The following is a 23,616-nucleotide window of genomic DNA, read 5'->3' as shown; positions in this document are numbered from 1 at the left end:
AACGGCGCCCCCGTCGCCACCGTCGGCCCTCACAGCGAAGCCAACGGCGTCAAGGTGCACCACACCAGGGGCGTCCACGTCAAGGACGGAGTCGTGGGCAGCTTCCGGGTGGTCAAGCGCCACCACGGTGAAGACTTCGACTTCTAAACCCAACCGCACCATGCGAACCACATAGAACCCCGGCCCGCCGTAATCGGGCCGGGGTTCCGGTCTCCCCCGGGACACCCGGCGCGTGGTACCGCACCCGCCCCATGCCCGACGGTCCACACACCTTGCACGCCACACCAAAACCCGCCAGAAGGCGCTGCGAGGCCGCCCACAGCGACATCCTCCACTTCACCGGCCCGCCCCCAGGCACATTCCCGCTGGGACGCCCCCGTCGCCGGTGCACACGCCCCCAGGACACAGCGGCAAGCCACGCGGCCACAGGGCCACAGATGGACCACCGCCAGCGACAACATCGGCTCACCCAACCACCACGACTTCGACAGAGACCTGACCGGGGCACGATGACCGGGCGGCGTTCAGCGTGGAAGCACCCAGCCCGGCGTCCAGGTCCCGGCGGCGTCGTGGCCGACCGCTGTGGCGGCGAGGTGGGCGCGCAGGGTGGCCAGCGCCGGGTGGGGGTTGTCGCGGTGCCACAGGAGCGAGTGCGGGTAGACGGGCATCGGGTCGGTGACCGGGATGCGGCGCAGGCCGTGGCCGGAGGGCCAGACGAGGCGGGTGTGCTCACCCATGAAGGTGGCCAGGGCCGGGGTGTCGGCGATGGTGTCGAGGAGCGCGTCGGAGCCGAAGTTGGGGCCGGTCGCCTCGATGGTGAGGCCGAACTCGGCGACGAGGTCGTCGTAGTAGGCGGCCCACTCGGTGCCGGGGACCACGCCGGGCATCCAGATCCGGTGCCCGGCGAGCCGAGCTAGGGGCACCGACCGGGCGCCCGCCAGCGCGTGGGCGGGGCCGGTGAGGAGCTGAAGCGGCTCGTCGAGCACCCGGACGGACTCGAGGTCCTCGGGAAGGGGCCGGCCGGGCGCGGCGACGGCGCGGAAGGACGCGTCGATCTCACCGGACCGGATGGCGGCGATGGCCGTCTCGATGTCGAACAGCCACATCACGTCGAGCTCGGTCTCGGGGTGCGCGCGGTGGAAGCCGCGCATCAGGCCCGACGCCGCGCCACGCGAGGCGATCACGTCGACGCGCAGCGGACGGCGGCCGGGGCGCACGGACCCGACCGCGCGCTCGGCGACGCGCAGCAGCTCGCGCGCGTGGGGCAGGAACGCCTGCCCGTCGATGGTGAGCTCGGCGCCGCGCGCGGTGCGGGTGAACAGCCGCACGCCGAGGTTGCGCTCCAGTGCGGCGATGCGCTTGGAGACAGCCTGCTGGGTGACCGCCAGCTCGGCGGCGGCCTCCTGGAACTGCCCCGCGTCGGCGGCGGCGACGAAGGTCCGGACGGTGTCGAGGTCCATGCCGACATACTCTACGGGCACAACCGTTGGTTGTGGGCGGGCGGCCCGGCGGTTGTTCGATCCCTGGTTGTGGTGCTCGCTTTGATGCTTCCGATCGCGGATCGGTTGTGCGGATGTATGGCGGCAAACCCGACGCGATTGAGTCCTTACAGCAGTCGGGGGCGATCCCATCGTGCACGACTATGGGGCAGGCGGGACTGATGGGCGCTGGATGTCCAGTGACCAGATCCGACCGGCGATCCCGCAATCCTGCTCGGCGAGCTCCCTGGACGCCGGCCAGCACCGGTCCGCTCACCCTCGACGGCTTCACCGACTCCGTCCCGACTTCCTGCCGGAGTACAAGGAGTACATCCTGGACGGGAAGACCGTCATCGCTTCCCCGCACAAGATCGTGGGGCCGGAGTCGAATGACGTCGTCCTCCAGCTGCGCAAGCGCGGCATCTCGCAGGTGATCCTTGCCGGCATGACGGCCAACCTGTGCACCGAAGGGCACCTCCGGGAGCTGGTCGAGCAGGGCTTCGAGGTCGTCGTCGTCCGTGACGCCACCGCCCGGCCCCGGCTGCCCGAAGGTGACGGGTATCTGGCCGCCCTCATCAACTTCCGCTTCCTGGCCAGCGCCGTGTGGTCAACCGAGCAGACCGTCAGTCAACTCCGTTTGTTCTGACGCAAGTTATCCCTGGAAGGCAGCGGCGCGTGACATGAACTCATCCACGAGGAACCCCGTGACAGCATCATGAGCGCCATCGACTTCCGCATGGACGTAGTCCGCCAGGAAGACGAGGCGGGCGACCGAGCCGGCATCACCATGAGTGGCAAGTTCCTGCCCTGCAAGCCTTACTAAGGCCGGTCATGCGCCGGTGAAACAGCTCCCCGTGGAGGCCCACTGGGAGCGACCCGGTCTCCATATAGACCGGGATCGGCGGCGTGTACGGATGTCGCCTCACTTGCCGCTCGGGACTTGCCCGCAGTTCCGTTCTCGGGACGCCTGGCCGTCGATTGAGAGAACAGCCGGTTGGCAGAGCAGTGCCGCGCTTATCTATAGGTCGAGCCCATCCATGCTGCTCAGGCGGGTGCAGGACGGTAAGAGACGTTAGGGACGTTCCTCAAGAACCGGGGATGAAGCGCGATCAGCTCGACGACAGACGTTCGCCGTGTGTGTTGGGCAATGTAGCCGTGGGACGATGCCTCTGAAACGTGCGTTCGAGTAACAGGAACTTACCTATGTGGTGGGCGCAGGAGATCGTCTCGGACTTGGACCGCCCGCAGTGGACATGGGTCCCGTTCAAGACTGTGGGGCCGCTGCAGTTCGGCCAGAGCATGGCCCGCAGTGAGCAGGGGGTTACAGGGGTCCGGGGTGTCGGCAGGCAACATCAGTGGGCCGCCAAAACGACCGCCGACCGGTCCCTCCCCGTTCGTGCCGAGTGTTTCGGACGGACGAGCGGGCGGCGTCGGGCCCCGTACGTCACTCATACGGGGCCCGATGACTTGCCCAATTGGGCGAAGCTGATCTTGGTTAGGGGTTGGCGGCCGCCCCCCGCTCGTCGTCGGTGAGGGGCGGCTTGGACAGGAACGGCCGCTTCGGTCCGAGCAGCATCGGGACGAGCATGTCCGGGGAGAACAGGCGGGTTGCCGGTTTCTCCATGCTCATCACGTCCAGGAGGGCGCCGAGCGCTCGCGGGTTGCGGGCGCCGGTGGCCACTGCCCGGTCGACGAACGCGGCGAGGTAGCGCTCCACGGCGGTGGGCGGGGTGGCGCTGGCTCCGGGGTAGAACGCGTCCTGGCCGACGGCCAGGTCCCAGGCGGCGGCGACGGGCCGGGCCGCGACGCGCTGGAGGCGGCGCGCGAGCCCAGGAGCCGTGACCGGGGTGGTGCGCAGGACGTCGCGGACAGCGAGGGCGCCCTGCGCGGCGACGGTGAGGCCGTGGCCGTAGACGGGGTTGTATCCGGCGATGGCGTCGCCGAGGACGGTGAACCCGTCGGGCCAGTGGGTGAGTTTCTCGTAGTAGCGGCGGTGGTTGGCGGTGCTGCGTGTGGTGGCGACGTCGCCGAGCGGCTCGGCCGTCTTGAGCAGCTCCCCGATGACGGGGTCGCCCAGGCCGAGCGCGAAGTCGACGAAGGCATCGGGGTCGCTGGTGGGCTCACCGCCGCGGGTGCCGGCGAGCGTGACGATCCAACGGCCCCCCTCCACAGGGAGGATGATTCCGCCCTGGCCGGGGGCGTGTGCGGGGTTGGCCTGGACGTTGACGAGGGGGAAGTCCCTGTCGGCGGTGGTGCCCGGTGCGCGGTAGATGCGGGTGGCGTAGGCGACTCCGGCGTTGACTTCCCGCTCGGTGACGCGGGGCAGGCCGAGGTCCTCGAGCCACTGGGGGGCGCGGGACCCGCGGCCGGAGGCGTCGATGACGAGGTCGGCGGTGAGGACGGTCGTGTCGTCGCCGGTGCGGACGCGGACGCCGGTGACGCGGTCGGCGTCGCCCTCGACGGCGAGGGCGGTGGTGTCCTGACGGAGGGTTATCCGCTCGTCGACGAGGACGTGCCGGCGCAGCACGGCGTCGAGGAGATCGCGGGAGCTGACGAGGTTGCGGTGGTGCGTCGACGTGAAACGGCGGAACCACACCTCGTTGGGGGCGCGGGAGACCATGTCGCCCATGATGTGGACCAGGCGGCCGCCCTCGGCGAGGACGCCGTCCACGACGCCGGGCACCAGGTCGTTGAAAGCGCGTACGCCGCCGCTCCACACCAGGTGAGCATGCCGGGCTTGGGGAACGCCGCGGCGGGGCTCGGGGCCGTCGGGCAGGGTGTCCCGCTCGAGGAGGGTGACGTCGGCATGTTCGGTGAGTGCGGCGGCGGCGAAAAGACCCGCGGCGCTGGCGCCGATGACGATGGCGGTAGGTCTGCCAGTGGCTGTGTCAGGCATGTGCGGTCACGCTCTCTGTGCTGGTCACCCGCTGGCGGATGCTGCCGATGAGGCGGGGGCGGTACAGGGCCCGGGAGACGGCGTCGATGTGGTCGGCGATGTCGATTGCGGCCTGCTGGGATTGGCCGCTGCTGGTGGGGGTCTCGTTGCGGTACGCGTCGGTCGCGGCCTGGATGGCGACGGCCCCGGCGATCCCGTGGGCCTCGTCGGCGCCGTGGGCGGCCGCGGCCACCTCGTACGCCTGCCGGTAGAGGCCCTGGTCGAGATAGGGGGCGAGCAGGCGCAGCGCGTCATGGATGCGCTGCTGGCGCTGCATCAGCCGCAGATCGAGCGGGGCCCAGTAACCGAGCCGGGCAGCGGCCGCGGCGGTTTTGACGACGCGGACCACGTGCCACAGGGACCGCAGCCGCCAGTAGTCACGCTGGTCTCGGCTCCACCGTTGCAGAACAGGCCCTGCCTGCGGGGCGATGAATCCGAGAGCGACCAGAATGGCCTCGCCCAGCGCGAAGGGGGGCGCGGCGTTGGTGCTGAGAAAGTCGAGGTCGACGCCGAACCAGCGGGCGCCCACCGCGATCAGCTTGGTGACGTCGAAGACCAGCCCGGAGGCGAACCCGAGCTGTAGGAAGATCACGCCGGTCTTCAGCCACCGGTTGGTGACTTCGGGCAGCCACCGCCACAGCATGAAGGTGGCCACCAGGGACGACATCATGTGCGCGATCAGGTACAGCAGGATGTGCTCGCGCATCCATGGCGTGCTGGCGTAGTAGGTGTCGAGGTCGTAGATGCGGGGTTCGGGGGCGTGGGCCAGAAGGAACGTCACCCAGAGGCCGACGCCGATGGCAGCGTAGATCCAGTAGATGCGGATCATCCGCCGCCGCCGGCCTTCGGAGGGTGCTTCCCGCCACCGAATGATCATGGTCAGGCCGGTCGCGTTGCACGCGGTGAGGAACGAGTACGCCCACGGCGCTGCGATGTTCGGGACGCCGGTCAGCACGTTGAGCCGGTGAATGTTGATCGGGGTGATCACGATGAGGACGGCCGTGGCCCAGGTCAGTAGCAGCGTGGTGGCCCTGACGTCGGGGTCGCGCCAGGCCCGGAAGAAGGTCGGCGCCTTGAAGGCGAGCGCGATGGCGAGCAGAACGGTGGGGAGGAGGTACGGGACGTGGAAGTGAGGACTCATCAGAGCAGGCGTCCGCCCCGGTTCAGCAGCGACAGGTTCAGGCGGCCCTCCACGGTGGTCGCGCTGACCGGGCTCTCCGCGTACCGGCCGGTCACCCATGTGCGGACCTCACGGCCGAAGAGCAGGCCGAAGGTCTCGGCGTCCACTTCGTGACTGTCGACCGAGTCGGATCGGGCTGCGACGGTTAAAAGGGCATCCCGTGGGACTTCCTCCGTGGTGAGGATCTGCTCGACCGCTCGCTGCACGGCTTCGGGCGCCTCGCTGGTGGTGGCGCGGGCCGCCGCGTTCATGCCGGCGACGTGGTGGCCGCAGTCACCGTTCTCCTCGTGCCACAGCTCGTGCCCGAGGATGACGAGCTGGGCCTCGGGGTGCATGCTCTGCTCGACCACGATGACGGAGCGCTCGCCGAAGTCGATCCTCATGCCGGAGACCGGGACGGGCAGGTCTGCGGGGAACGAGCGGAAGGCCAGTTGGATGGGCCGGCCGGTACGTGCGCTCATGGCCTGGCAGAACGCGTTCATGACGGCCCTCGGTTCGTCCGGCCGCTGGATGACCGTGGATGCTTCCCTGCCGAGGGCGGTGAGCAGAGACTTCATGGCGCGGGTACTCATCGGCCGTTGTCCTCCTGTGGGGGCATGACGGACTTGATGACGCCGGCAAGGAGCGTCTCGAGCTGCTCGGCGGTCAGGCTTCCGTGGTGGCGCATGTCCGTGGCGACCACGCCGTACTTCTTCAGCAGGGCCTGGACGGGGTCCTGTTCGGGGTTCTCGTACTTGTCCAGGATCGGCAGCAGTGCCCGGTTGAGGGCGTCGGGGGACTCGTCGGTGAAGAACGCTTCTTTCGCGTCCTTGAGGTCGAAGAACTTCACCAGGCCGTGGAGGAGTTCGACGGAGGGAACCTTCTTGCCGTCGATGATCTGTCGGGCCCAGACCTCGGAGATGCCGCACTGCCGGTGCACGGCGGCGACCAGTTCCGGCTTTCGTCTTCCGGTCCGGGCCAGGTAGGCGTCGGCGAGGGTTCTCACACGTGCGCAGACCCGTTCACCGACCTCCTCTCGGGGTGGTGTTCCGCCGGCGAGGAGGGTGCGGACGGTGCTTTCCGGCAGAGCCGTCTCCTCTGCCAGCAGGAGCGGGTCGAGGAGTTCCGCAGGGTTCAGCTGCTGATTTTCGATGAGCGCGTCTAATCGCTGAAGCGTCTCGGGGAGGGATGACATGGGCTTCACCGGTGCTCTCCCGGTTCTCATCAGTTGTGGTGTGGCGTGCAGCCTACGCGGGCGACGTCCGTCGTACAAACGATCGTTTCGGTGTGGATAAGGATCGTTGACTGCTGACGCGGGAGCCTCGTAACAGGCTGTTGCTCCAGTCCGTACGAGAACCTGTGCCGCTTCCGACGCCTGATCCTCAGCCGGTTTGCCTGGCCATGACGACCAGACCCGGCCCGCTCTGCTGAGCTGCGGGGAGCCGGAGTTCGGCGACCGGGCGCAGTCCAGCCTGCTCGATCAGGTCCACGAGTTGTTCCGGCCGCCATTTGTGTGTCGCCCAGCCAACGGGTACACCTCTGTAGGCCTCGGTACGCACCGCGTCTTCGTCGCCGACGTGTGTTGCGGTGATGAAGTGTCCGCCTGGTTTCAAGGCGACACCATTGCGAGTCCCGCTCGACCCGCCCCAGTTGCCGAGCGGGAGATGAGGGTCGGCGCGCTCGCGTCTGCGACGCCACCACACCAACTGAGGCGGCCGCATACTGGTTTGCCGCCGGCCAGCCCGGTCGGATAGGAAGATCGCATGCTAAAGGGCAGCAAGGTCGGGCTCAGGGCCCGGCACGAGGACGACATCCCGATCCTGCGGGCCGAGCTCTACGACGACGTGGTCAACGCCTCCCGGGCCGAAGGCGGGCCGTGGCGGCCGATCACACCCGGCTCGAAGGATCCGCGGCTCGTGGTGGACGACAAGGAGCAGGGACACGTGCCGTTCTCCGTGGTGGAGCTGGAGGGCGGCACGCTGGTCGGCACCGCGACGCTGTGGGGCATCGACAACCACAACCGGTCCGCGCACATCGGGCTGGGGCTGCTGCCGTCCTCCCGCGGCAAGGGCTACGGCACCGACGTGGTCGCGACGCTGTGCCACTACGGTTTCGTCGTGCGCGGCCTGCAGCGGCTGCAGATCGAGACGCTGTCGGACAACACCGCGATGCTGCGCTCCGCCGAGCGCAACGGCTTCGTCCGCGAGGGCGTGCTGCGCTCCTCGGCCTGGGTGATGGGCGAGTTCCTGGACGAGGTACTGCTCGGACTCCTCGCCCAGGACTGGAAGCCGGACTCGAAGGGCTAGGCTGCCGCCCGACGGTCAAGGGCGGGCCACGGAGCCGACATGGACGGCCGAAGGCCAGGACGGCGGCGTCGTCCCGCGCTGGCCGTGGGTCCTGTTCGCCGACCGACAAGCGATACGTCCAGGCCGAGGCCACCTATGCAGATCGAGACTGGGTGCAGAGTCACCGCCGTGGTCCAGCCCTCCTCCACCATGTTGATCCGAGAACCGGACTGACGGCAGACGACTTCGCTCGTCTGCCGGACTGGGCAAGTCTGCGTGCTGCATACTCACGGTCGGCGTCCGAAAGCCCCGTACCGGGCGGCGGCCGCAGCCACGGCGCCGACCGGCACGGCACGGACACCGAGCCGGCAGACCGTCATGGGAGAGAACCAGTGCGCTAGCGCGCCCCGAACACCCGTGCTCCGGTCTGGCACGGCACAGCCGTCCCTCCCACAGCCTCCAGCGGGGTAGGGCCTGGCCGACGTATAGCCTCCGCCGCCGATATGCGGCGCGTCCGCGGTGTCGGACGGTGAAGCAAGTGGCGTGAGCGATCAGGAGTACGTCGAGAGCTGGTACGGGTTCTTCGATACCGTCCGCCTCGCCGTCCGGGTGCTCGTGCAGGTCGTCCTGGGCGGTGTCGCGCTCAGCACGATCGTCGCGGTCGCACTGATCCTCGGTCCGGTGATCACGGTCGACCTCCACACCCCGCCTCACTCTCCCCGCCACCGCCCTGTTGCTCTTGCCGCCGCCCGCGCTCGGCTCCTACAGTGCGGCCCGCGAAGACGGTCAGGCAGGTCGAGGAGCCGTCGGATCCGTACGAGAGGCGTTGACCCGGTCGGCAAGGCGGCCCGACATCAGGGCGGCCGTGATTGCCCGCGACCGGCACAGCCAGCCTCCCGCTGGCTGAGGGCGCGCGCGTGTGCAGACTCGGGGCAACGCCTACCCAGGGCGCGGAATGCGGGGCCGCCCGAGCCCTGCGTCCTGTCAGCGCGGGGCACTCACTCCGCAGCGAAGCCCGGGTGACTCGGCTGCGGGCTGCCGACTGGCCTCGGTCCGGCCGACCCATCAGCCGAAGACGACCCGGAACCTCCGGTTCGCCAGGCTGGGGTTTTTGGCGCGGACAGCCTCCACCCGCGCCGCGTCAATAACGGCGGACGCAACCCCGGGAGTCTCGCCCGCCGATGCCGCCACATGGCCCATCGGGTCCACGATGAGGCTCTGGCCCGTGCAGTTGGGGCCGGTCTGACCGCAGGCCAGGACGTAGGCGGTGTTCTCGATCGCCCGGGCGCGGACCAGCGTGGTCCAGTGGTCCTCCTTGGCCGGGCCGACCACCCAGGCGGCGGGGACGACCAGGGCCGTGACACCCGCGTCGATCAGGAACCGGGCCATCTCCGGGAACCGGAGGTCGTAGCAGGTCATGACGCCGAAGGTGACCCCCTCCAGGGTGAAGAGCAAGGGCGAGGGCGTATGGGCCTGGACGTGGTCCGACTCGCGGTATCCGAAGGCGTCGTAGAGGTGGACCTTGCGGTACACCCCGAGCGGATCGCCCTTCTGGTCCACCGCGAGGACGGTGTTGCTGGGCCGTTCGCCCTGGGCTGCCGGTGTCTCGGTCATGCCCGCCACGACGGTGATGCTGTGCCGCCTGGCCAGCGTGCCGATCGCGGTGGCGAACGGACCGTCGATCCGCTCGGTGTGCTGGACGATGTCCGCCTCAGGGTCGGGGTTGGAGTACATGGCGTTCTCGGGCAGTACGACGAGCTGCGATCCCTGGGCGGCCGCCTGCCCGATCAGGGCTGCGACGGCCTCGAGGTTGGCGGCCTTGTCGGTCGTGGCGTTGAACTGGCCGACAGTGGTGAGCATGGTCTGCCTCCTAGCGGTGCTGGTACAGAGCGGTGGTCAGTGCGGTCGTCTCGGCGAGGGGCCGCCCCGAAGCCGGCAGTGAGGGAGCCGGGGGCTGGTGTGGCCTTCCCGTGGCTTCCCTGGACATGGTCACAGGGCGAGCAGCGCGTGGTGTGCGATACCGGCGTTCTTCAGCGGCCTGAGCGCGAGGCGGAACAGGGCCAATGCATTGTCGTCGTCGGCGATGCGGTTGTCGCTGAGCTCGCCGCAAGGCTGGCACTGGTGGATGATCATCCATTCGCCGTCCGGCCGAACCGACATCGGTTGCGGTGCGCGGTGCCCGGTGCGTCCGAGGAGACGTCCAGGCGGCAGCCCGCACAGCGGAAGCCGTTCGCCCCAGCTGTGCAGGACGTCCTTGTGTCGTTGCAGGCCTCGAATCGGCCCGGACCCGTGCGAGTTGGTGTGTCGTGGCATGTGTGCGTCGCCCCTTCCGGGTCGGTCAGAGAGTGCCGAACACTTCGAGGGGAACAGCAGTTGGACCAGCGGCCGTGCAGCCATCCGCATCAGGATGAGCTGGTTGTCGTCCGTGCACGTTGGGTTCCAGGTCAGTTCGTCGCGCCATACACAGCGGTGGTGGACTCCACGATCGTGTGGGCTCACCGGCACGCGGCCGGGGCCCGTAAAAAGGGGCACCGGCCGCAAAACCAGGCAAACACGCGATCGGCTGGTCCCGTGGCGGGCTGGCCACGAAGATCCATCCAGGGCCTGTCCGGCGGGTCATGCCGGACAGGCCCGTGGTCCCCAGGAGGGCTCAGCGCTTGAGCGTGAAGGTGAAGTCGCCGGAGAGCTTGCCGCTCAGCCGGAATGCCGAAACGAGTTTCCCCTCCGTGATCAGTCTTTCGACCTCGGCCCGCGAAAGACCGCAGCCTTCAGCGATCAGTCGCACCGGCCGGACAGGGATCCGCGCCGCAAAGCGGACCGAGACGTCGATCACCTCGCAGTCCAAGTGATCCGATCCGCCGGTGTCGAGGCGCCAGGCGTTGTCCCAGTCGAGGGCGATGCGATTACGGCGCTGCACGACCGGATCCTGGAGCAGCTCAGCTGTCAGGCCAAGGTCGTTGTCATGCAGCCGGTCCAGCAACTCAGGTCGTACGGAGCGCACATTCATCCGCTCCAGGACCGTGAGCTTTGCAGTTTCCCCGCAAACGGTGCAGAGCACGAGGAGCCAGGCGTCGATGAGCTTGTGGTTTGCGTTGACGCGAAATTTACCGCTTGCCTGGAAGCGCTCGGACGCGCACGGGTGGCAACGGCGGCGAACTAGCGGCAGGCAGGTGGGCACAACCACCCAGTTATTGAGCACAGAAGTACACCGGTTTCAGTGAGAAGTCCGCAGCAAGAAGCAGCGCGGCGCACATGCGCGACGCGCGACCAATCAGCGCTCGGGAGGTCTCACAGGGTGTACAAAGGCACGTCCTTGACTAGACGACTTGGTTCGGCAGCACGGTAATGGCGCACAGCGGCGCTGTTCCACTGGTTTTCGAGCGCCTCACCGCCAGGTTCCATCCGGCGGATCATGGACGAAGCCAGAGTCAGATCGCGGCGACGGTGACGGGGCCGTAGACGACGTAGGCCCGCTTGTCGCACCTCGTGGCCAGGGCCCGGAAGTTCTTGAGCCTGTTGATCATCCGCTCGACCTCGCTCCTACGCTCGTAGATCGTCTTGTCGAAGCCGGCGGGCCGGCGCCGGTGACGACGGCTACCTTCATGATGTGCCTCTTGCACACGTGGAGTCCGTAGTCCCCACACGGAATGTGACACCTCAAGGCAACCAATCCGATGCCCTGGCGGGAAAGCAGGATCCTCCCGACCTCTTGCCTGATCCTGCCGAGCTTCCCGGAGCGGACCAAAGACGACGTCAAACCACCGTCATGCAGCATGACACCCGAGCAACATCGCCGTGCAGAAGGCAGTCTGTCAGTGGAGCATCCGCCGTCCAGCACGCCAGAAGCACACCGTGAGCATTAAGGACAAAGAGTGACCACCCTGCCACCTCGTCACGTTGACCTCGGTACCTTCCCCACTCCTATCGAGCCACTCCCCCGCCTAGCCGCCGCCGTTGGCCTCCAGCCCAATGATCTGTGGGTCAAGCGTGATGACCTGACCGGACTCGGCGGCGGCGGAAACAAGATCCGCAAACTCGAATGGACCGTGGGAGCGGCTTTCGCCGAGGGGGCCACCACACTGGTGACAACCGGCGCTCCGCAGAGCAATCACGCCCGACTCACGGCTGCGGCAGCCGCTCGCCTCGGCATGAACGCCGTGCTGGTCTTCCCGGGTTCCCCCGGAGCGTCGCACTCGGGCAACCTGGTACTGGACGGTCTGTTGGATGCGCGTATCGTCTGGGCCGGCGACGCCGACGCCGACCGTCTGGCCCAGGAAGCCACGGCGGTGACCGAGCGACTGCGGCGCCGAGGCGAGCGGCCCGCTCTCATTCCCTTCGGGGGCTCGAGTCCGCTCGCCGCGCGCGGCTACCTGCGCTGTGCGGAAGAGCTCATGGCGCAAGTCGCCGATCTGCGCCATGCCGTGGTGGCTCTGGGATCGGGAGGCACGATGGCCGGCCTTGTCGCAGGACTCGGCGCGGAACGTGTTCTCGGCGTCGACACCGGTGCCCGCGCCGAAGTCGCGGCCGCGGTGTGTGAATTCGCCGCCCCCATCTCGGTAACCGCCCCGACCACCGAAGACCTCAGAATCCGTCACGACCAAGTCGGCAAGGGCTACGGAGTATTCACCGACCAAGTGGCTTCTGCGCTGTTGCTGGCAGCGCGTACCGAAGGGCTCATCCTCGACCCCGTCTACACCGGCCGCGCCATGGCGGGGCTCATCTCCGCCGTGCAGGACGGGGACATCAAGCCCGGTGAGAAGACCGTGTTCGTCCATACGGGAGGCATGCCGGGGCTCTTCGGCCATCAGGACGCAGTCGCCTTCGCCGAGCAACGCGTCAGGCATGGCTGGGATTCGTGACCGTGGAAGGTGTGCTCAATATCGGAGCGCCGCGGGTAGACCGGCCACAGCCGGTCGGTACCTGCCGGGGTGGTGCCGGACCACCCCTGAGGCGGTGTCGTTGCCCCTCGGATCGCCGAGCTGGATGCCTGGCCGCCTTCGCCGGTGGGCCGGGGCGGGAGTGCGCGCTCGGCCACCCCGGCAGGTGCCAGCGCACGAACGGCTGGCCACAACTTCATAGTGAAAAGAGCGGATGAGGCTCACTGCCCCTGACTCCCGCCGTCCCCGAAAGGCGTCACCTTACCCACTCAGCCGTGCCGGGTTCCCTCCCGGCATGCGATGTGCCCCGGTATGGGGGTGCCGGTAGGCAGTGCTGGATCGGGGACGGGCTCGCCCCATACAGCAGTCAGGGGCAGGATCCCGGCCCACAGCCCGAGTCCCGCGTCGGGCCCGTCACCGTCCTCGGGTGCGCCGGTACGGATCTTGACGGAGGCTTCCTCCAGGGAGAGGGCGAGCAGGGTGGTGGCGGCGAGTTCTTTGCGGTTCGGGCGGCGGGCGTAGGACCACTGGCCAGGAGCCGAGTGCTCGGTGAGCCGGCGCAGTCCCGCCAGTTTTTCCTCGGGGTCGGTGACCTGGCGGGCGTCGCCGTGGATCACGGCGCTGCGGTAGTTCACACCATGCTCGAAGACGGACCGAGCGAGCACCAGCCCGTCGACGTGTGTGACGGTGACGCAGACGGGGAGATCACCGGTCAGACTGCGACTGGCTACGGACCCGTGCAGATACAGCCACTGCTCGTCCCGCCCGTACACGGTGGGTAGGACAAGTGGCCGCCCTTCGATCACCACCCCCAGGTGACAGACGAACCCGGCGTCGAGAACCGCCTCCAGATCGGCCCGCTCCAGGCTGGCCTGTTCACGTAGGCGCCGATGCCGGGTGCGGTCGGTGACGGGGAGTCGGGGCGGGAGAGGTTTCGCTACCATACCGCCGAAGGTAGCGATATCGCACAATGCCGTCCAGACATCTTCTGATCTCATCGAAGAGTCGGCCACTGAACAACGAAATCCGTAGAAACGCCTCCTCGCGGAGCCATCCCCTTCCCACGAGCGTCCACTACAGTCTCGCTGAGATCCATCAGCGCAAACACTGTTTCCGTACTCAATTGGGCCCAGGCGAGCGCTATGGATGGCCCGCAGGGTAGCCGCGCCCGGGTCTACCCGCGGTGTCTTTGGAGGCGGCACCGGACGCGGTGCCAGTGCCCTCCTGCATAGTGCGCCCATGATCAACGACATGGACAGCGTCGATGTTCATCGATGAGCCATGCCTACCGAGTCGACGGCCGGCGCGGACAGCGCCGCGCTGATGCGCGAGCGCGCCGACGCCTTCGTCTCCTACGCCTCGGACCCGGGTCCGCAAGTGCGGAGGGCGGGGATCGAGGGGCTCGGCCTCTTCGTGGACGACGCCGACAGAGCGGTGGCGATACTGCGGGGCCGGTTGCCGGTCGAGAACAGGATCGCGGAGCTGCTGCTGGTCGTCCAGACGATGGCCGAGCTGGCGCTGCGGCTGCCCGCCGCGCGTGCCTCCGTCACGGCGCCGGCCGTCGTGCCCTTGCTGGAAGGCCTACTCGACAGCTACCGGCATCACGAGGCGGCCGATGTCCTCGGCCGGATCGGCTCGGAGGCCAAGGCCGTGCTGCCGCGCCTACGGCAGATGCCGGACGCCGGATACAAGTGGACCCGCGTCTTCGCAGCGGCGGCGCTGTGGGACATCGGAGACGAGGCAGAGGCCGGTGTGGTCGTGCCGACACTGCTGACCACCTGGGAGGAGAACGACGCGACCTCGAACCACGTCCTGGCCTGCCTGAACCGGATGGGACCGGCCGCCGCACCGACCCTGCCCCGCCTCCGGGCGGAACTCGCACTGTCCCGCCGCGGCGGTCGCTTCCAAAGCATCGCCAGCGACGAGGAGTTGCAGCGCGACTGCCACGCCATCCTGACGCGCCTCTCCTGACCCCTCAAGCCACAACGCACCAAGCCAGTAGACGCGCAGCGACCTGGTCTGCTCGCTTCCTAATGCTGTTTGTCAAGCAGCCTCGGTCACTGGAGGTGCGACTTGGTAGCACCGTCGGTCACGGATGAGTGCCCACAAGACGTTGACACGTCGGCGGGCCAGGGCGAGCACGGCCTGGACGTGTTTCTTCCCCTCGGCGCGTTTGCGGTCGTAGAACTTCCGCGAGTTCGGGTCGCATCGGACGCTGACCAGCGCGGAGGTGTAGAAGACACGCTGGAGCCTTCGGTGGTAGGTGATCGGCCGGTGGAGGTTGCCGCTGACCTTGCCGGAGTCGCGGGGGGCTGGTGCGACGCCGGCGAAGGCCGCCAGGGCGTCCGGGGAGTCGAACTCGTCCAGGCTGCCGCCGACGGCGGCGAGGAACTCGGCGCCGAGGATCGCGCCGATGCCCGGGACGCTCAGGACGATGTCGGCGAGTTCGTGCTCGCGAAACCGGCCCTCGATGAGCTTGTCCATCTCGGAAACCTGCTCGTTGAGGGCCATCACCTCCTCGGCCAGGGTGTGGACCAGCTTCGCGATGGTCTTCTCCCCTGGGACGGCGGTGTGCTGGCGTTCGGCCGCCTCGACCGCGGCCTCGGCCAGGGCTCTCGCGCCTCGGACCTTGCGGTTGGTCAGCCACTTCGTCAGCCGTGCGGTCCCGGCCCGGCGGATTGCAGCCGGCGTCTGGTAGCCCGTCAGGAGTCTGAGCGGGCCGGTGTTGGTGACCTCCAAGGTCCGCTCCAGGGCGGGGAACATGCTCAGCAGGGTGCCGCGCAGGCGGTTCACTGCGCGGGTGCGGTCCTCGACCAGGTCGGCACGGCGTCCGGTGAGCAGCTTCAGCTCGATGGCGGCCTCGTCGCCAGGACGGATGGGCCGCAGGTCGCGGCGCATCCTGGCCTGGTCGGCGATGACGTAGGCGTCGCGGGCGTCGGTCTTGCCCTCGCCGCGGTAGCCGTCGGAGGCGCGGTTCACCAGCCGGCCGGGCATGTAGAGGACTTCCTGGCCGTGGCTGATCAGCAGGGCCAGCAGCAGCGCGGGCTCGCCGCCGGTCATGTCGATGGCCCAGGTCACCTCGCGGCCGTCGGCCAGGTCGAGCACGTCACCGATCAGCTTCAGCAGCTCGGGCTCGTCGTTGGCGACCCGCCGCGACAGCAGCGTCTTGCCGTCAGCGTCCAGGGCAAGGCCGTGGTGGTGCCCCTTACCGCTGTCGATCCCCGCCCATATGCGGCTCATTGTGCTCCTGACGTGCGTGTTCGTTCTGTTCGTACCACGGACGACCTCGCCGGCATTGCTCTACTCAGCGACTTGTTCGCACTTCCTAATCGGCGGCCGAGTCGTCGTGGGGTGCCGGGCGGCGAAGCGAGCAGAGCCACGAGACGGCAGCCGCCTGATAGCCACACCCAGCACCCCTGGGCGACCCAACCCTACGAATGGCTCGATCAACCCGATCAAGAAGGTAGAGCCGCCTGAGGCGTCGGCATCGTTATGCGGCGCAGTTCGGGGACAGGAGCCTGGCGAGCCAGTCGGTGCGGGTTCGGCGGGCTGTGGTCGAGATGTGTGCGTGGGGGTAGAGGGCGTCGAAGCCATGGAAGCCACCTGCCCAGACGTGGAGTTCGGCCTGGCCGCCGGCCGCCCAGATACGGGTGGCGTAGTCGGTGTCCTCATCTCGGAAGACTTCGGCGGAGCCGGTGTCGATGTACGTGGTCGGCAGGCCCGAGAGGTCGTCGGCCAGCGTGGGCGAGATGTACGCGGGCACCTCGTTGTCGGTGAGATCGCCGAGCACGGCGTGCCATCCGAACGCGTTCATCTCGCCGGTCCAGACGCCGGGCACGCCGGAGTACTGGCGGCTGGAGGTGCTGGTGTTGCGGTGGTCGAGCATGGGGCAGATCAGCACCTGCGCGGCGATGGACGGGGTGTCGAGGTCGCGTGCCATGAGGGTGAGGCCGGCGGCGAGGCCACCGCCCGCGCTGGCGCCCGCGACGATGATCCGGGCCGGGTCGATGCCCAGTTCGACGGCGCGTTCGGCGGTCCAGAGCAGTCCCTCGTAGCAGTCGTCGACGAGGGTGGTGCCGGTGGCCTCCGGCGCGAGCCGATAGTCCACGGAGACGACGACCGCGCCGAACTCGTCCAGCCACTCCAGCGGAATGTCGAGCTGCGAGAAGCGGTCGCCCATGACCATCCCGCCACCGTGGATCCAGTAGATGCAGGGTGCGACGGCGGCGGTGCCATCGGTGTGTGCGGGGCTGAAGACCGACAAGCGGATCTGGGCACCGTCCTTGGCCGGCACGGTGATCTCGCGCCGGTCGACCCGCCGTTGTGCGAGGAGGGGCTCGATGGGTGTCGCGGGGGAGCTGACGCAGTTGCGCGAGGATCTCCGGGGTGAGCTGGGACATGAGGGGCATGTCGGCCAGGAGCTCGCGCAGTTCGGAGTCCAGGCTGGGTCGTGCCATGGCCGTGATCGTTGCCCTTCGCGGGGTCGTGTTGGACGGAAGGTCGAGGAGAGGGCCGTACCGGCGCGGATTCCGAGGCAGCAGGCCGGGATTCCTTCTGGGAGCTTCAGAAGGCGGCCTTGCCGCGGACCGGGACGTAGTCGGTGTACTCGGACTCCTTGGCCAGCAGTCCGTCGATCTGCGCCACGAGGGCCTGGGCGGCCTCGCCGGCGAAGAGCCGGCTCTTTCTGCGGCTCGGGCTCGGTGTACTTGATCGCGCCGTTGCGGTTCTTGGCGCTGATCGTGGCCCACGGCAGCTTCGGCAGTTTGGTATCCAGGGCGCCGAGCTCGGCGCGCATCTCGGTCTGCAGCTGGGCGGTGAACAGCTTTGCGTGGCGCGGCTTGTTGAGCTTCTCGTAGTACTCCTCGCGCCTCGGGCAGGTCGTCGTCGGGGTTGCGCCACTTGTCGGCGCCCACGACCCAGATCTCCTTGCAGCGCAGCCGGTCGCGCAGGGCCTGGAAGACGCACGCCTCGTACACGGTGCGCATGACGCGCTTGAGCCCCTTGTCGGGGGTGAAGATGGCGAGCTCCATCCAGTCCTTGCGTACGACGCCGTGGAGCGGGATGGCCTCGCCGAGCGGCAGATAGGTGGTGGAGGAGTCCTTGTGCCGCTCGATCAGTTTGAGCGCGTCCATGACGGGCTTGTGCTGGTCGTTGGAGGAGCGGAAGTCCAGCACTTCGAGGAGCTTCATCAGGCCGCTGCGGTAGTGGTTGCTGTAGGAGGACTTGAACACCTCCCGTTTGCTGCGGGCGAAGGCGGCGTTGGTGGCCTTCATCTCGGCGACCAGGTCCTTGAGGGTCTTCTCCCCGCCGGCCGCCGGGTAGACCACGGAGCGGACCGAGCCGTCGGGGGCGCCGAGCGAGGCAGCGGCGATCTTTCCGAGAAGCCCGGACTTGCCGCGGACCTTGGTGAACTCGGCGACGAACGCCTCGGTCACCTTCTTCTCCGCCCTCGCGTTGATGCGGTGGACCGTGGAGTTCAGCAGCTCAACCAGGGTGTCGGTGATCTCCCGCTGCCGCTGGAACAGCAGGGCCGCGAGCAGGACGTGCCGTACAGGATCGTCGAAGCGCCGCAGGTGGCTCGGGGAGGCGGCCGAGGCTCTCGCCCTCCAGGCGCCCACGACCTGCACGCCGATCCCGGTCAACACGCTGGCCGGGATGCCTACGGCGCGGACCTGCTTGAGCTTCTTGATCTCGTCCAGCAGCGAGTTGAGGCTGACGTTGCCCGGATGGGACTTGATGTCCGAGAGCACCGTCTCGACATCTTCTTCCGCGTCGTCCTCGCTTTCCTGGTCCGCGGCCTGCTCTGCCGCGGGGGCGCCCGGGCCGGACGCAGGGTCGGGGATGATCGCGTCGACCTGGGCTGCGGTCGGCGGCTCGACCAGGTCCACGCGCATCTGCCGCAGCAGTTCGGCCCGTATCTGTTCCTCGCGGCGTTCGTCGTGCCAGATCACATCCACCAGGTGCGAGATGAGTTTGACCTGGTCGGTCAGGCTGCACTCGTGCCACCCGGTCAGATCCCGCAGTTCGCTGCGGTGCCGCTTCGCGGCGCGGGAGGCGAAGTCGTAGAACCCCAGCTCGGACGCGGCGACGCCCACCTGCTTGGCGACTTGCTCGACCGCATCGGGCGGCAGTTCCAGGCGCATTTTGGGAAACCGGCCGCGCCAGGTCAAATACTTGAGCTGAACGGCGAAGCCCAGCCTGGTGGCCCCGGTCTTGTTCCGTAACCAGCCCGCCTCGTCGCCAGACAGGGTGAAGTGGTCCACCACCCTGTCCAGACCCAGATCCCGCCCCACTGACAGCCCCTTCCGTCACCCCCGTGATCAGTATTCGGGCTGGACGGTAGAGGCGCCGCTGTACACCGGGCGGGGAAATCCGGGAACCGCCCCGGCGAGGACGCCGGACCTGATAGACGGCGCCCGGACGCGGCAGGCCGGGCACCGCGGGTGTCCGGCCTGCCGTCGTAGACAGTGCAGTGTGGAGGTCTCCGGGCCTGGGCGGCGGCTGGCTCGTAGGCGTTAAGTCGGGGTGTGAAACTGGCGACCTCGCGTAATCGGGAGTCGCGTATTCCGGAGCCGGTGAGGGCTTGTGGTCACCGTGAGTGGTCGCCGGGTGCGTAGTGCCGCCAGGTTGGGGTGCCAGGAAGAACCGTGTCACCAGCCGCAAACGGCGGTGATCTTGCCCGGTGTCCCTCGTGCGGGTGAGCCCGAGGCCGTACGGCTGCGGTGTGTGAGCCGGTTGGTTGATCTCGATGCCGTAGGCGTCGACCGTCTGGATCGCACGCCACCTCCGCGCGGTAGAGGGCATCCGACTGGCCGCGGCTCCGGAACCAGCTACGCGCTCTGGGTCAGCAGACCGGCGTCGATGACCTCAGCGATAAGGGTGGCGCCGCGGCTGTTCTGGTGGATGTGGTCGGTCGTGAGCACGAGACCTCGCCGCTGCGAGATCGTGTCGAGGCTGCGGCGCAGCACTGCGTGCTGGACGAGGACGCCGACGACCGCTGCGGGCGTCACCTCCCGGTATGAAATCGGCGGCGGGTCCGCTTGGCGCAGTTCCTCGATCTGGCGTTCGTGGAGCGAAAGGTAGGCCACCTCGTTGGTGGCGGCGACCTCGGCGATCATCCGGCTGTACGCCTGCGATGCCTGTGCCGCTGCTCCGTCGAGTTGTTGGCCGAGTACCGGTAGCGACAGCAGACCGATCGTCGCGTCGGTCTCCGCTCGCAGCCGTGCGACGACGGCTCCCAGGCACTGTTGGAACCAGCCGGCCGACGGGCGATCGGGGAGCTGTTTGCGCTTTATGGCATGCTCGACGGGGTAGCCGGCAAGGCTCGCGCGGGCGTCGTTGGTCCCGATCAACACGGTGATCACATCGGGTGGGTTCGTGACGACAGTATCGAGGCGCTGCAAGAGGTTGTAGGCGAAGTCGCCGTTGGCGCCGAAACGGGCAAGCTGCACGTCACCGGGAGGGCGGCGTCGTCCGAGAAGATCCAGGTAGTCGACGCTGAACTGCGCGCGGGTGAGGCTGTCGCCGAGGCACGCGATGCGTGTCGTCACGGCGCTTCCTCCGGGCTGGGCGTGCCGACGCGTTCGGTCGGGCGGGTGTCGGTCCGAGGACGGTGGTCGGTGCCGAGGGTCGCAGTGATGGCCAGGATGGACGTCGGCCCCTCCATGTCGACCACGTGCCATACCCCGGCCGGGTTGATGGTGGCCTCGCCCGGCCCGAGCAGAACGCGGTCGGGGACCCCGTCCACGTCGCGGGTGACCGTCACGGACCCGCTGAGGCAAACGACCAGTTCGTCGCCTGCAGGGTGGCTCTCCCAGTGGTCGCCGAGCCCGTCGCCGTCGAAGATCATCACCATCCGGCCCTCGGCGCCGTCTGCCGCGACCGCGGCGCTGTAGGCCTGGAGCACCTTCGGGTCCCAGGTGAAGCCCTCGACGGGTTTCGCTCTCGATCCCAGTCCGAGGTGCACGGGGGTGGTCCGCAGGTCCATGGCATTGCGTTCGTGGTTGACGAGTCTCATGCCGACGATCGTCCACGCCAGCGATCGGGCGGTCTTGAAGAAAAGGGAAGAGAAGCCGACGCGACGGGCAGACGGTTGGCAGCTACCCGGCTCCGAGGAGGACTTCGCTGCGACGCCAGGCCGTCGGCGATCGGCCCGTGAACTCGCGCCAGTCCCGAACGAGATGGGCCTGGTCGGCGTAGCCAGAGACGGTTGCCACATTGCCCCACGGGAGCGGGTCCTGCGCCGACGCCAGTTCGTGCGCGTGCTCGAAGCGCAAGACTCGGGCGAAGGTCTTCGGCGACAGGCCCACCTCACCGCGAAACCGCTCGGTGAGGTACCGGCGGCTCCAGCCGAGTTCCGCGGCGACCGCACCAACCTGGACGCAACCCCGCGCGGCGACGAGGCGGCGCCATGCCTCGGCTACCTCGGGGCGCACCCAGCGCACATGGTCGCCGCAGGCGCCACGGCCGACAGTTCGGAGGAGCAATTCGTCCAGCGCGGTGAACCGCGCCGCCCATGTTGTCGCCGATCGGAGCCGGTCGACCAGCTCGACGCCAAGCGCTCCGAGAAGCTCGTCAAGTGGGACCAGTCGGTGGGCGAGCTCGGCGGCGGGCATGCCGTAGATGGCCCGAGCCCCGAGCGGTGTCAGCGATATCTGCACACCTTGCTGGCGTCCGTCGTGGTGGATCGCGACGGACCGGCGCATCAGACCGCCGGCCACGCTGCTGAATCGGGTGACCGGTGACCCGTCGTCAACGCCCGCCGCCACCTCCAAAGGATCTGACAGGCTGATCACCGCAGTGAGCACGCGGCTCGGCGGGCCGCAGTGCACCCCCGCCGGGAGCCCGCGGAGGTCGAAACAGACATACGAGTCGACGTACTGCCGCAATGCGGGCGCCGGACGTGCCCCGATCCCGGTGGCCGTGTGGTCCTCCATTTTCGGCAGTGTACGAGCCGCCGAGCCCAGCAAGATCACCACCCAAGGACTGATCACCGCCGTTTGCGGCTGGGTTGGGTCGGGCCGGGGCGCGGTACTGGCCTTGCGACCAGCCCGTTTCCCCGACCCGCCCGCCGCACCCGCCGTGCGTGTCTCCACGCAACGGGCGCTCCACGTGCCTTGCCCGGTGGTCAGCCGCCTGTGCTGGCGACTGCTGGTCGTGGTGTCCACGGGGTCGGGATGTTGCTGCCGCGGTAGCGGTAGCGGATCACTTTGACGCTGGATGCGCCGGTGAACTCGACTCCGTCGCAGATGAGCTTCCAACTGCCCGGTCGGCAGAACCGGCGGCGCAGTTCCCTCCAGCTGAGCCGGGAGTGCTTGTGGAAGATCCAGCGGACGATGCGATGCCACGCGTGGTCATCGACCGTGCTGAATACCGCCTTCGACACCCCGTGCCGGAAGTAGTTCGCCCACCCGCGCAGGGTGCGGTTGAGGCTGGCCAGCAGCTCGTCCACGTCCCTGTGCAGGTCTGATCTGCGTGTTCTGTCTTTCACCTTGTCCTTGATCGACTGGATCGCCTTCTTGGACGGCTTGGTGTAGACGTAGTGCTTCTGCGTTCCTCGCTTCCGCTGCCTGCGGATGTGGAAGCCGAGGAAGTCGAAGCCCTCATCGATGTGGACGACCTGGGTCTTCTCCGGTGCCAGCCGCAGCCCCAACGGGGCGAGCACGCCGGCCACCTCCTCGCGCAGGCTCTCGGCATGGCGGCGTTCCCCGGAGACCATCAGAACGAAGTCGTCCGCGAAACGGATCAGCCGCCAGTTGCCCAGTCCACGCTTCCTGCGCGTGACCCGCCGCTTGTAGCTGCCCATCTCCTGCTGCCACTGCCGGACGAAGTACTCGTCCAGCCCGGACAGCGCGATGTTGGCCAACAGCGGGGAGAGAATCCCGCCTTGCGGGGTCCCAGTCAGCGTCTCTTCCCGGTCCCCGGAGGTCGTCATGACCCCGGATTTCAGGAACGCCTTCACCAGCGTGCAGACGCGCCTGTCCTTGATCCTCGCCCGTAGGCGGTCCATCAGAGCCGTGTGATCGATCTCGTCGAAGCACGCCTTGATGTCTGCCTCCAGGACCCAGTGAAACTTGTTGGCCCCGGAAGACAGGTGGTGGATCTCGGCAATCGCGTCATGCGCCCGCCGGTTGGGGCGGAACCCGTACGAGCACGGCAGGAAATCCGCCTCGAAGATGGGTTCGAGCACTGCCTTGAGGCTGGCCTGGACCACCCGGTCGGCGACTGTGGGAATCCCCAGCGCGCGGAGCTTGCCGCTCGCCTTCAGGATCATCACCTGCCGTACTTCGACCGGCTCGAACGCGCCCGACTTCAGCGCGTCCCTGATGTGCTCCAGGAACGCCTCGACCCCGATCCAGGTCTCGATCAGGGCCACCGTGGCCCCGTCGGTTCCTGGGGTCCTCGCCCCGGTGTTGGTGGCCACGCGTTCCCACGCGTGCACCAGAAACGCCGGGTCGTAGACGAGGTTGAACAGGTCACCGAACCTGCGGGAGAAGTCTTCTCCCGCCCATCGGTGCAACTTGATCTGCATCTCCCGTACCGCGAAATGAGCCGAGTCAGGACCCGGCCACCTCACGGCGCCGGTATTCACCGGCGCTTCTTCGGGCATTGCACTCCTCTCCTTGCTTGGCACGCTGCCGTCCTTCCCCCTGTGCCGGGCTCTCCCCGGCTCCGAGTACTACGACGGCTCCGCCCCGCTCGCCCCCATCGGCAGGCATCGCGCCTATCCCCGCTGTTCGGCCTGGCTGACCGGGTCGCAGGGAGCGGACACGAGCGGTTCCCACGTTCACTGCTGTTCGGTTGACGGGTTAGGCACCCGGCTCTGCCCCTGCGGCCTCGTCACGACTACGCCGTAGACCTTCGTCGTGACCTCCCGGCCCAA

18 protein-coding genes and 6 pseudogenes are annotated in these 23,616 nt (G+C 68.3%); 5 read left to right on the top strand and 19 right to left on the bottom strand.

The annotated features are described in order from the left end of the window. Positions 1-524: 524 nt before the first annotated feature. The gene (locus ACWEK3_RS17545; protein ID WP_453250037.1) at positions 525-1,460 is read right to left on the bottom strand and encodes a LysR family transcriptional regulator; all 936 of its coding nucleotides are present in this window, start codon (positions 1,458-1,460) and stop codon (positions 525-527) included. Between the two features lie 211 nt (positions 1,461-1,671). On the opposite strand from ACWEK3_RS17545, the gene ACWEK3_RS17540 reads away from it, so the two are divergent. After that, positions 1,672-2,124, top strand: coding sequence for an isochorismatase family protein (locus tag ACWEK3_RS17540; protein WP_453250036.1), 453 nt, complete (start codon positions 1,672-1,674; stop codon positions 2,122-2,124). 42 nt (positions 2,125-2,166) lie between these two features. Then, the gene (locus ACWEK3_RS17535; protein WP_453250039.1) at positions 2,167-2,301 is read left to right on the top strand and encodes a cyanase; all 135 of its coding nucleotides are present in this window, start codon (positions 2,167-2,169) and stop codon (positions 2,299-2,301) included. Between the two features lie 672 nt (positions 2,302-2,973). Here ACWEK3_RS17535 and ACWEK3_RS17530 read toward each other — a convergent pair. From ACWEK3_RS17530 to ACWEK3_RS17515, 4 genes are read right to left on the bottom strand one after another with little or no spacing between them, the layout of a single operon-like run. Next, positions 2,974-4,374 carry an NAD(P)/FAD-dependent oxidoreductase gene (locus tag ACWEK3_RS17530; RefSeq protein WP_453250035.1) on the bottom strand — a complete coding sequence of 467 codons (1,401 nt, stop codon included), beginning with the start codon at positions 4,372-4,374 and terminating at the stop codon, positions 2,974-2,976. After that, positions 4,367-5,554: an MAB_1171c family putative transporter gene (locus ACWEK3_RS17525; RefSeq protein ID WP_453250034.1), complete on the bottom strand. Its 1,188-nt coding sequence runs from the start codon at positions 5,552-5,554 to the stop codon at positions 4,367-4,369. The genes ACWEK3_RS17530 and ACWEK3_RS17525 overlap by 8 nt, the downstream gene beginning before the upstream one ends. Further along, positions 5,554-6,165 (bottom strand): toxin, encoded by a 612-nt coding sequence (locus tag ACWEK3_RS17520; RefSeq protein ID WP_453250033.1) that lies wholly within the window; start codon positions 6,163-6,165, stop codon positions 5,554-5,556. Before ACWEK3_RS17520 ends, ACWEK3_RS17525 begins: the two co-directional genes overlap by 1 nt. Beyond that, positions 6,162-6,767, bottom strand: a complete 606-nt coding sequence (locus ACWEK3_RS17515; RefSeq protein WP_450547455.1) for a hypothetical protein — start codon at positions 6,765-6,767, stop codon at positions 6,162-6,164. Before ACWEK3_RS17515 ends, ACWEK3_RS17520 begins: the two co-directional genes overlap by 4 nt. 568 nt (positions 6,768-7,335) lie before the next feature. On the opposite strand from ACWEK3_RS17515, the gene ACWEK3_RS17510 reads away from it, so the two are divergent. Next, entirely contained in the window at positions 7,336-7,878 is a 543-nt protein-coding gene (locus ACWEK3_RS17510) for a GNAT family N-acetyltransferase (RefSeq protein ID WP_453250032.1), read from the top strand. 1,044 nt (positions 7,879-8,922) lie between these two features. Here ACWEK3_RS17510 and ACWEK3_RS17505 read toward each other — a convergent pair. From ACWEK3_RS17505 to ACWEK3_RS17485, 5 genes and pseudogenes are all read right to left on the bottom strand, one after another. Then, positions 8,923-9,717, bottom strand: coding sequence for a carbon-nitrogen hydrolase family protein (locus tag ACWEK3_RS17505; protein WP_453250031.1), 795 nt, complete (start codon positions 9,715-9,717; stop codon positions 8,923-8,925). A gap of 129 nt (positions 9,718-9,846) precedes the next feature. Next, a pseudogene (locus tag ACWEK3_RS17500) lies at positions 9,847-10,170 on the bottom strand (RNHCP domain-containing protein). Positions 10,171-10,195: 25 nt separating this feature from the next. Next, positions 10,196-10,335: pseudogene (locus ACWEK3_RS17495) on the bottom strand (RNHCP domain-containing protein); the annotation flags it as partial. A 172-nt stretch (positions 10,336-10,507) separates the two neighbouring features. Then, the gene (locus ACWEK3_RS17490) at positions 10,508-11,056 is read right to left on the bottom strand and encodes a DUF1062 domain-containing protein (RefSeq protein WP_453250030.1); all 549 of its coding nucleotides are present in this window, start codon (positions 11,054-11,056) and stop codon (positions 10,508-10,510) included. A gap of 229 nt (positions 11,057-11,285) precedes the next feature. Beyond that, positions 11,286-11,435, bottom strand: a pseudogene (locus ACWEK3_RS17485) (IS5/IS1182 family transposase); the annotation flags it as partial. Between the two features lie 294 nt (positions 11,436-11,729). Here ACWEK3_RS17485 and ACWEK3_RS17480 point away from each other — a divergent pair. Then, a complete protein-coding gene (locus tag ACWEK3_RS17480; protein WP_453250029.1) occupies positions 11,730-12,716 on the top strand; it encodes a D-cysteine desulfhydrase family protein in 987 nt (328 codons plus the stop codon). A gap of 287 nt (positions 12,717-13,003) precedes the next feature. On the opposite strand, the gene ACWEK3_RS17475 is transcribed toward ACWEK3_RS17480, so the two are convergent. Then, complete coding sequence (locus ACWEK3_RS17475; RefSeq protein WP_453250028.1) at positions 13,004-13,678, bottom strand: pyridoxamine 5'-phosphate oxidase family protein; 675 nt, start codon at positions 13,676-13,678, stop codon at positions 13,004-13,006. Positions 13,679-14,015: 337 nt separating this feature from the next. On the opposite strand from ACWEK3_RS17475, the gene ACWEK3_RS17470 reads away from it, so the two are divergent. After that, positions 14,016-14,705: a hypothetical protein gene (locus tag ACWEK3_RS17470; protein WP_453250027.1), complete on the top strand. Its 690-nt coding sequence runs from the start codon at positions 14,016-14,018 to the stop codon at positions 14,703-14,705. A gap of 72 nt (positions 14,706-14,777) precedes the next feature. Here the strand turns inward: ACWEK3_RS17470 and ACWEK3_RS17465 are convergent, their stop codons facing one another. The 8 genes and pseudogenes from ACWEK3_RS17465 to ltrA form a co-directional block, all read right to left on the bottom strand. Beyond that, positions 14,778-15,974, bottom strand: a complete 1,197-nt coding sequence (locus ACWEK3_RS17465) for an IS110 family transposase (RefSeq protein WP_453250026.1) — start codon at positions 15,972-15,974, stop codon at positions 14,778-14,780. Between the two features lie 250 nt (positions 15,975-16,224). After that, positions 16,225-17,191 (bottom strand): annotated as a pseudogene (locus tag ACWEK3_RS17460) (alpha/beta hydrolase). Positions 17,192-17,297: 106 nt separating this feature from the next. Next, positions 17,298-17,411: pseudogene (locus tag ACWEK3_RS17455) on the bottom strand (putative quinol monooxygenase); the annotation flags it as partial. 1,223 nt (positions 17,412-18,634) lie between these two features. Beyond that, positions 18,635-18,997 (bottom strand): annotated as a pseudogene (locus tag ACWEK3_RS17450) (DUF4158 domain-containing protein); the annotation flags it as partial. Between the two features lie 567 nt (positions 18,998-19,564). Beyond that, positions 19,565-20,284, bottom strand: coding sequence for an SGNH/GDSL hydrolase family protein (locus tag ACWEK3_RS17445; RefSeq protein WP_453250025.1), 720 nt, complete (start codon positions 20,282-20,284; stop codon positions 19,565-19,567). Continuing rightward, positions 20,281-20,751, bottom strand: coding sequence for a cupin domain-containing protein (locus ACWEK3_RS17440; protein WP_390878952.1), 471 nt, complete (start codon positions 20,749-20,751; stop codon positions 20,281-20,283). Before ACWEK3_RS17440 ends, ACWEK3_RS17445 begins: the two co-directional genes overlap by 4 nt. Before the next feature lie 82 nt (positions 20,752-20,833). After that, positions 20,834-21,670 carry a helix-turn-helix domain-containing protein gene (locus ACWEK3_RS17435; protein ID WP_453250024.1) on the bottom strand — a complete coding sequence of 279 codons (837 nt, stop codon included), beginning with the start codon at positions 21,668-21,670 and terminating at the stop codon, positions 20,834-20,836. 191 nt (positions 21,671-21,861) lie between these two features. After that, entirely contained in the window at positions 21,862-23,265 is a 1,404-nt protein-coding gene (ltrA, locus tag ACWEK3_RS17430; RefSeq protein WP_453250023.1) for a group II intron reverse transcriptase/maturase, read from the bottom strand. Positions 23,266-23,616 lie beyond the last annotated feature (351 nt).

The organism is Streptomyces sp. NPDC004721, assembly GCF_053601495.1.
The sequence above is the reverse complement of the archived record's forward strand: the minus strand, read 5'-3'. Positions and strand labels throughout refer to the sequence as shown.

Excerpts from the sequence above, each read along its gene's own strand:
- ACWEK3_RS17510 (WP_453250032.1), top strand. The coding sequence starts at position 7,336 with ATGCTAAAGGGCAGCAAGGTCGGGCTCAGGGCCCGGCACGAGGACGAC.
- ACWEK3_RS17435 (WP_453250024.1), bottom strand. The coding sequence starts at position 21,670 with ATGGAGGACCACACGGCCACCGGGATCGGGGCACGTCCGGCGCCCGCA.
- ltrA (WP_453250023.1), bottom strand. The coding sequence starts at position 23,265 with ATGCAGATCAAGTTGCACCGATGGGCGGGAGAAGACTTCTCCCGCAGG.
- ACWEK3_RS17505 (WP_453250031.1), bottom strand. The coding sequence starts at position 9,717 with ATGCTCACCACTGTCGGCCAGTTCAACGCCACGACCGACAAGGCCGCC.
- ACWEK3_RS17545 (WP_453250037.1), bottom strand. The coding sequence starts at position 1,460 with ATGGACCTCGACACCGTCCGGACCTTCGTCGCCGCCGCCGACGCGGGG.
- ACWEK3_RS17515 (WP_450547455.1), bottom strand. The coding sequence starts at position 6,767 with ATGTCATCCCTCCCCGAGACGCTTCAGCGATTAGACGCGCTCATCGAA.
- ACWEK3_RS17540 (WP_453250036.1), top strand. The coding sequence starts at position 1,672 with ATGTCCAGTGACCAGATCCGACCGGCGATCCCGCAATCCTGCTCGGCG.
- ACWEK3_RS17530 (WP_453250035.1), bottom strand. The coding sequence starts at position 4,374 with ATGCCTGACACAGCCACTGGCAGACCTACCGCCATCGTCATCGGCGCC.
- ACWEK3_RS17465 (WP_453250026.1), bottom strand. The coding sequence starts at position 15,974 with ATGAGCCGCATATGGGCGGGGATCGACAGCGGTAAGGGGCACCACCAC.
- ACWEK3_RS17475 (WP_453250028.1), bottom strand. The coding sequence starts at position 13,678 with ATGGTAGCGAAACCTCTCCCGCCCCGACTCCCCGTCACCGACCGCACC.
- ACWEK3_RS17470 (WP_453250027.1), top strand. The coding sequence starts at position 14,016 with ATGCCTACCGAGTCGACGGCCGGCGCGGACAGCGCCGCGCTGATGCGC.
- ACWEK3_RS17520 (WP_453250033.1), bottom strand. The coding sequence starts at position 6,165 with ATGAGTACCCGCGCCATGAAGTCTCTGCTCACCGCCCTCGGCAGGGAA.
- ACWEK3_RS17525 (WP_453250034.1), bottom strand. The coding sequence starts at position 5,554 with ATGAGTCCTCACTTCCACGTCCCGTACCTCCTCCCCACCGTTCTGCTC.
- ACWEK3_RS17440 (WP_390878952.1), bottom strand. The coding sequence starts at position 20,751 with ATGAGACTCGTCAACCACGAACGCAATGCCATGGACCTGCGGACCACC.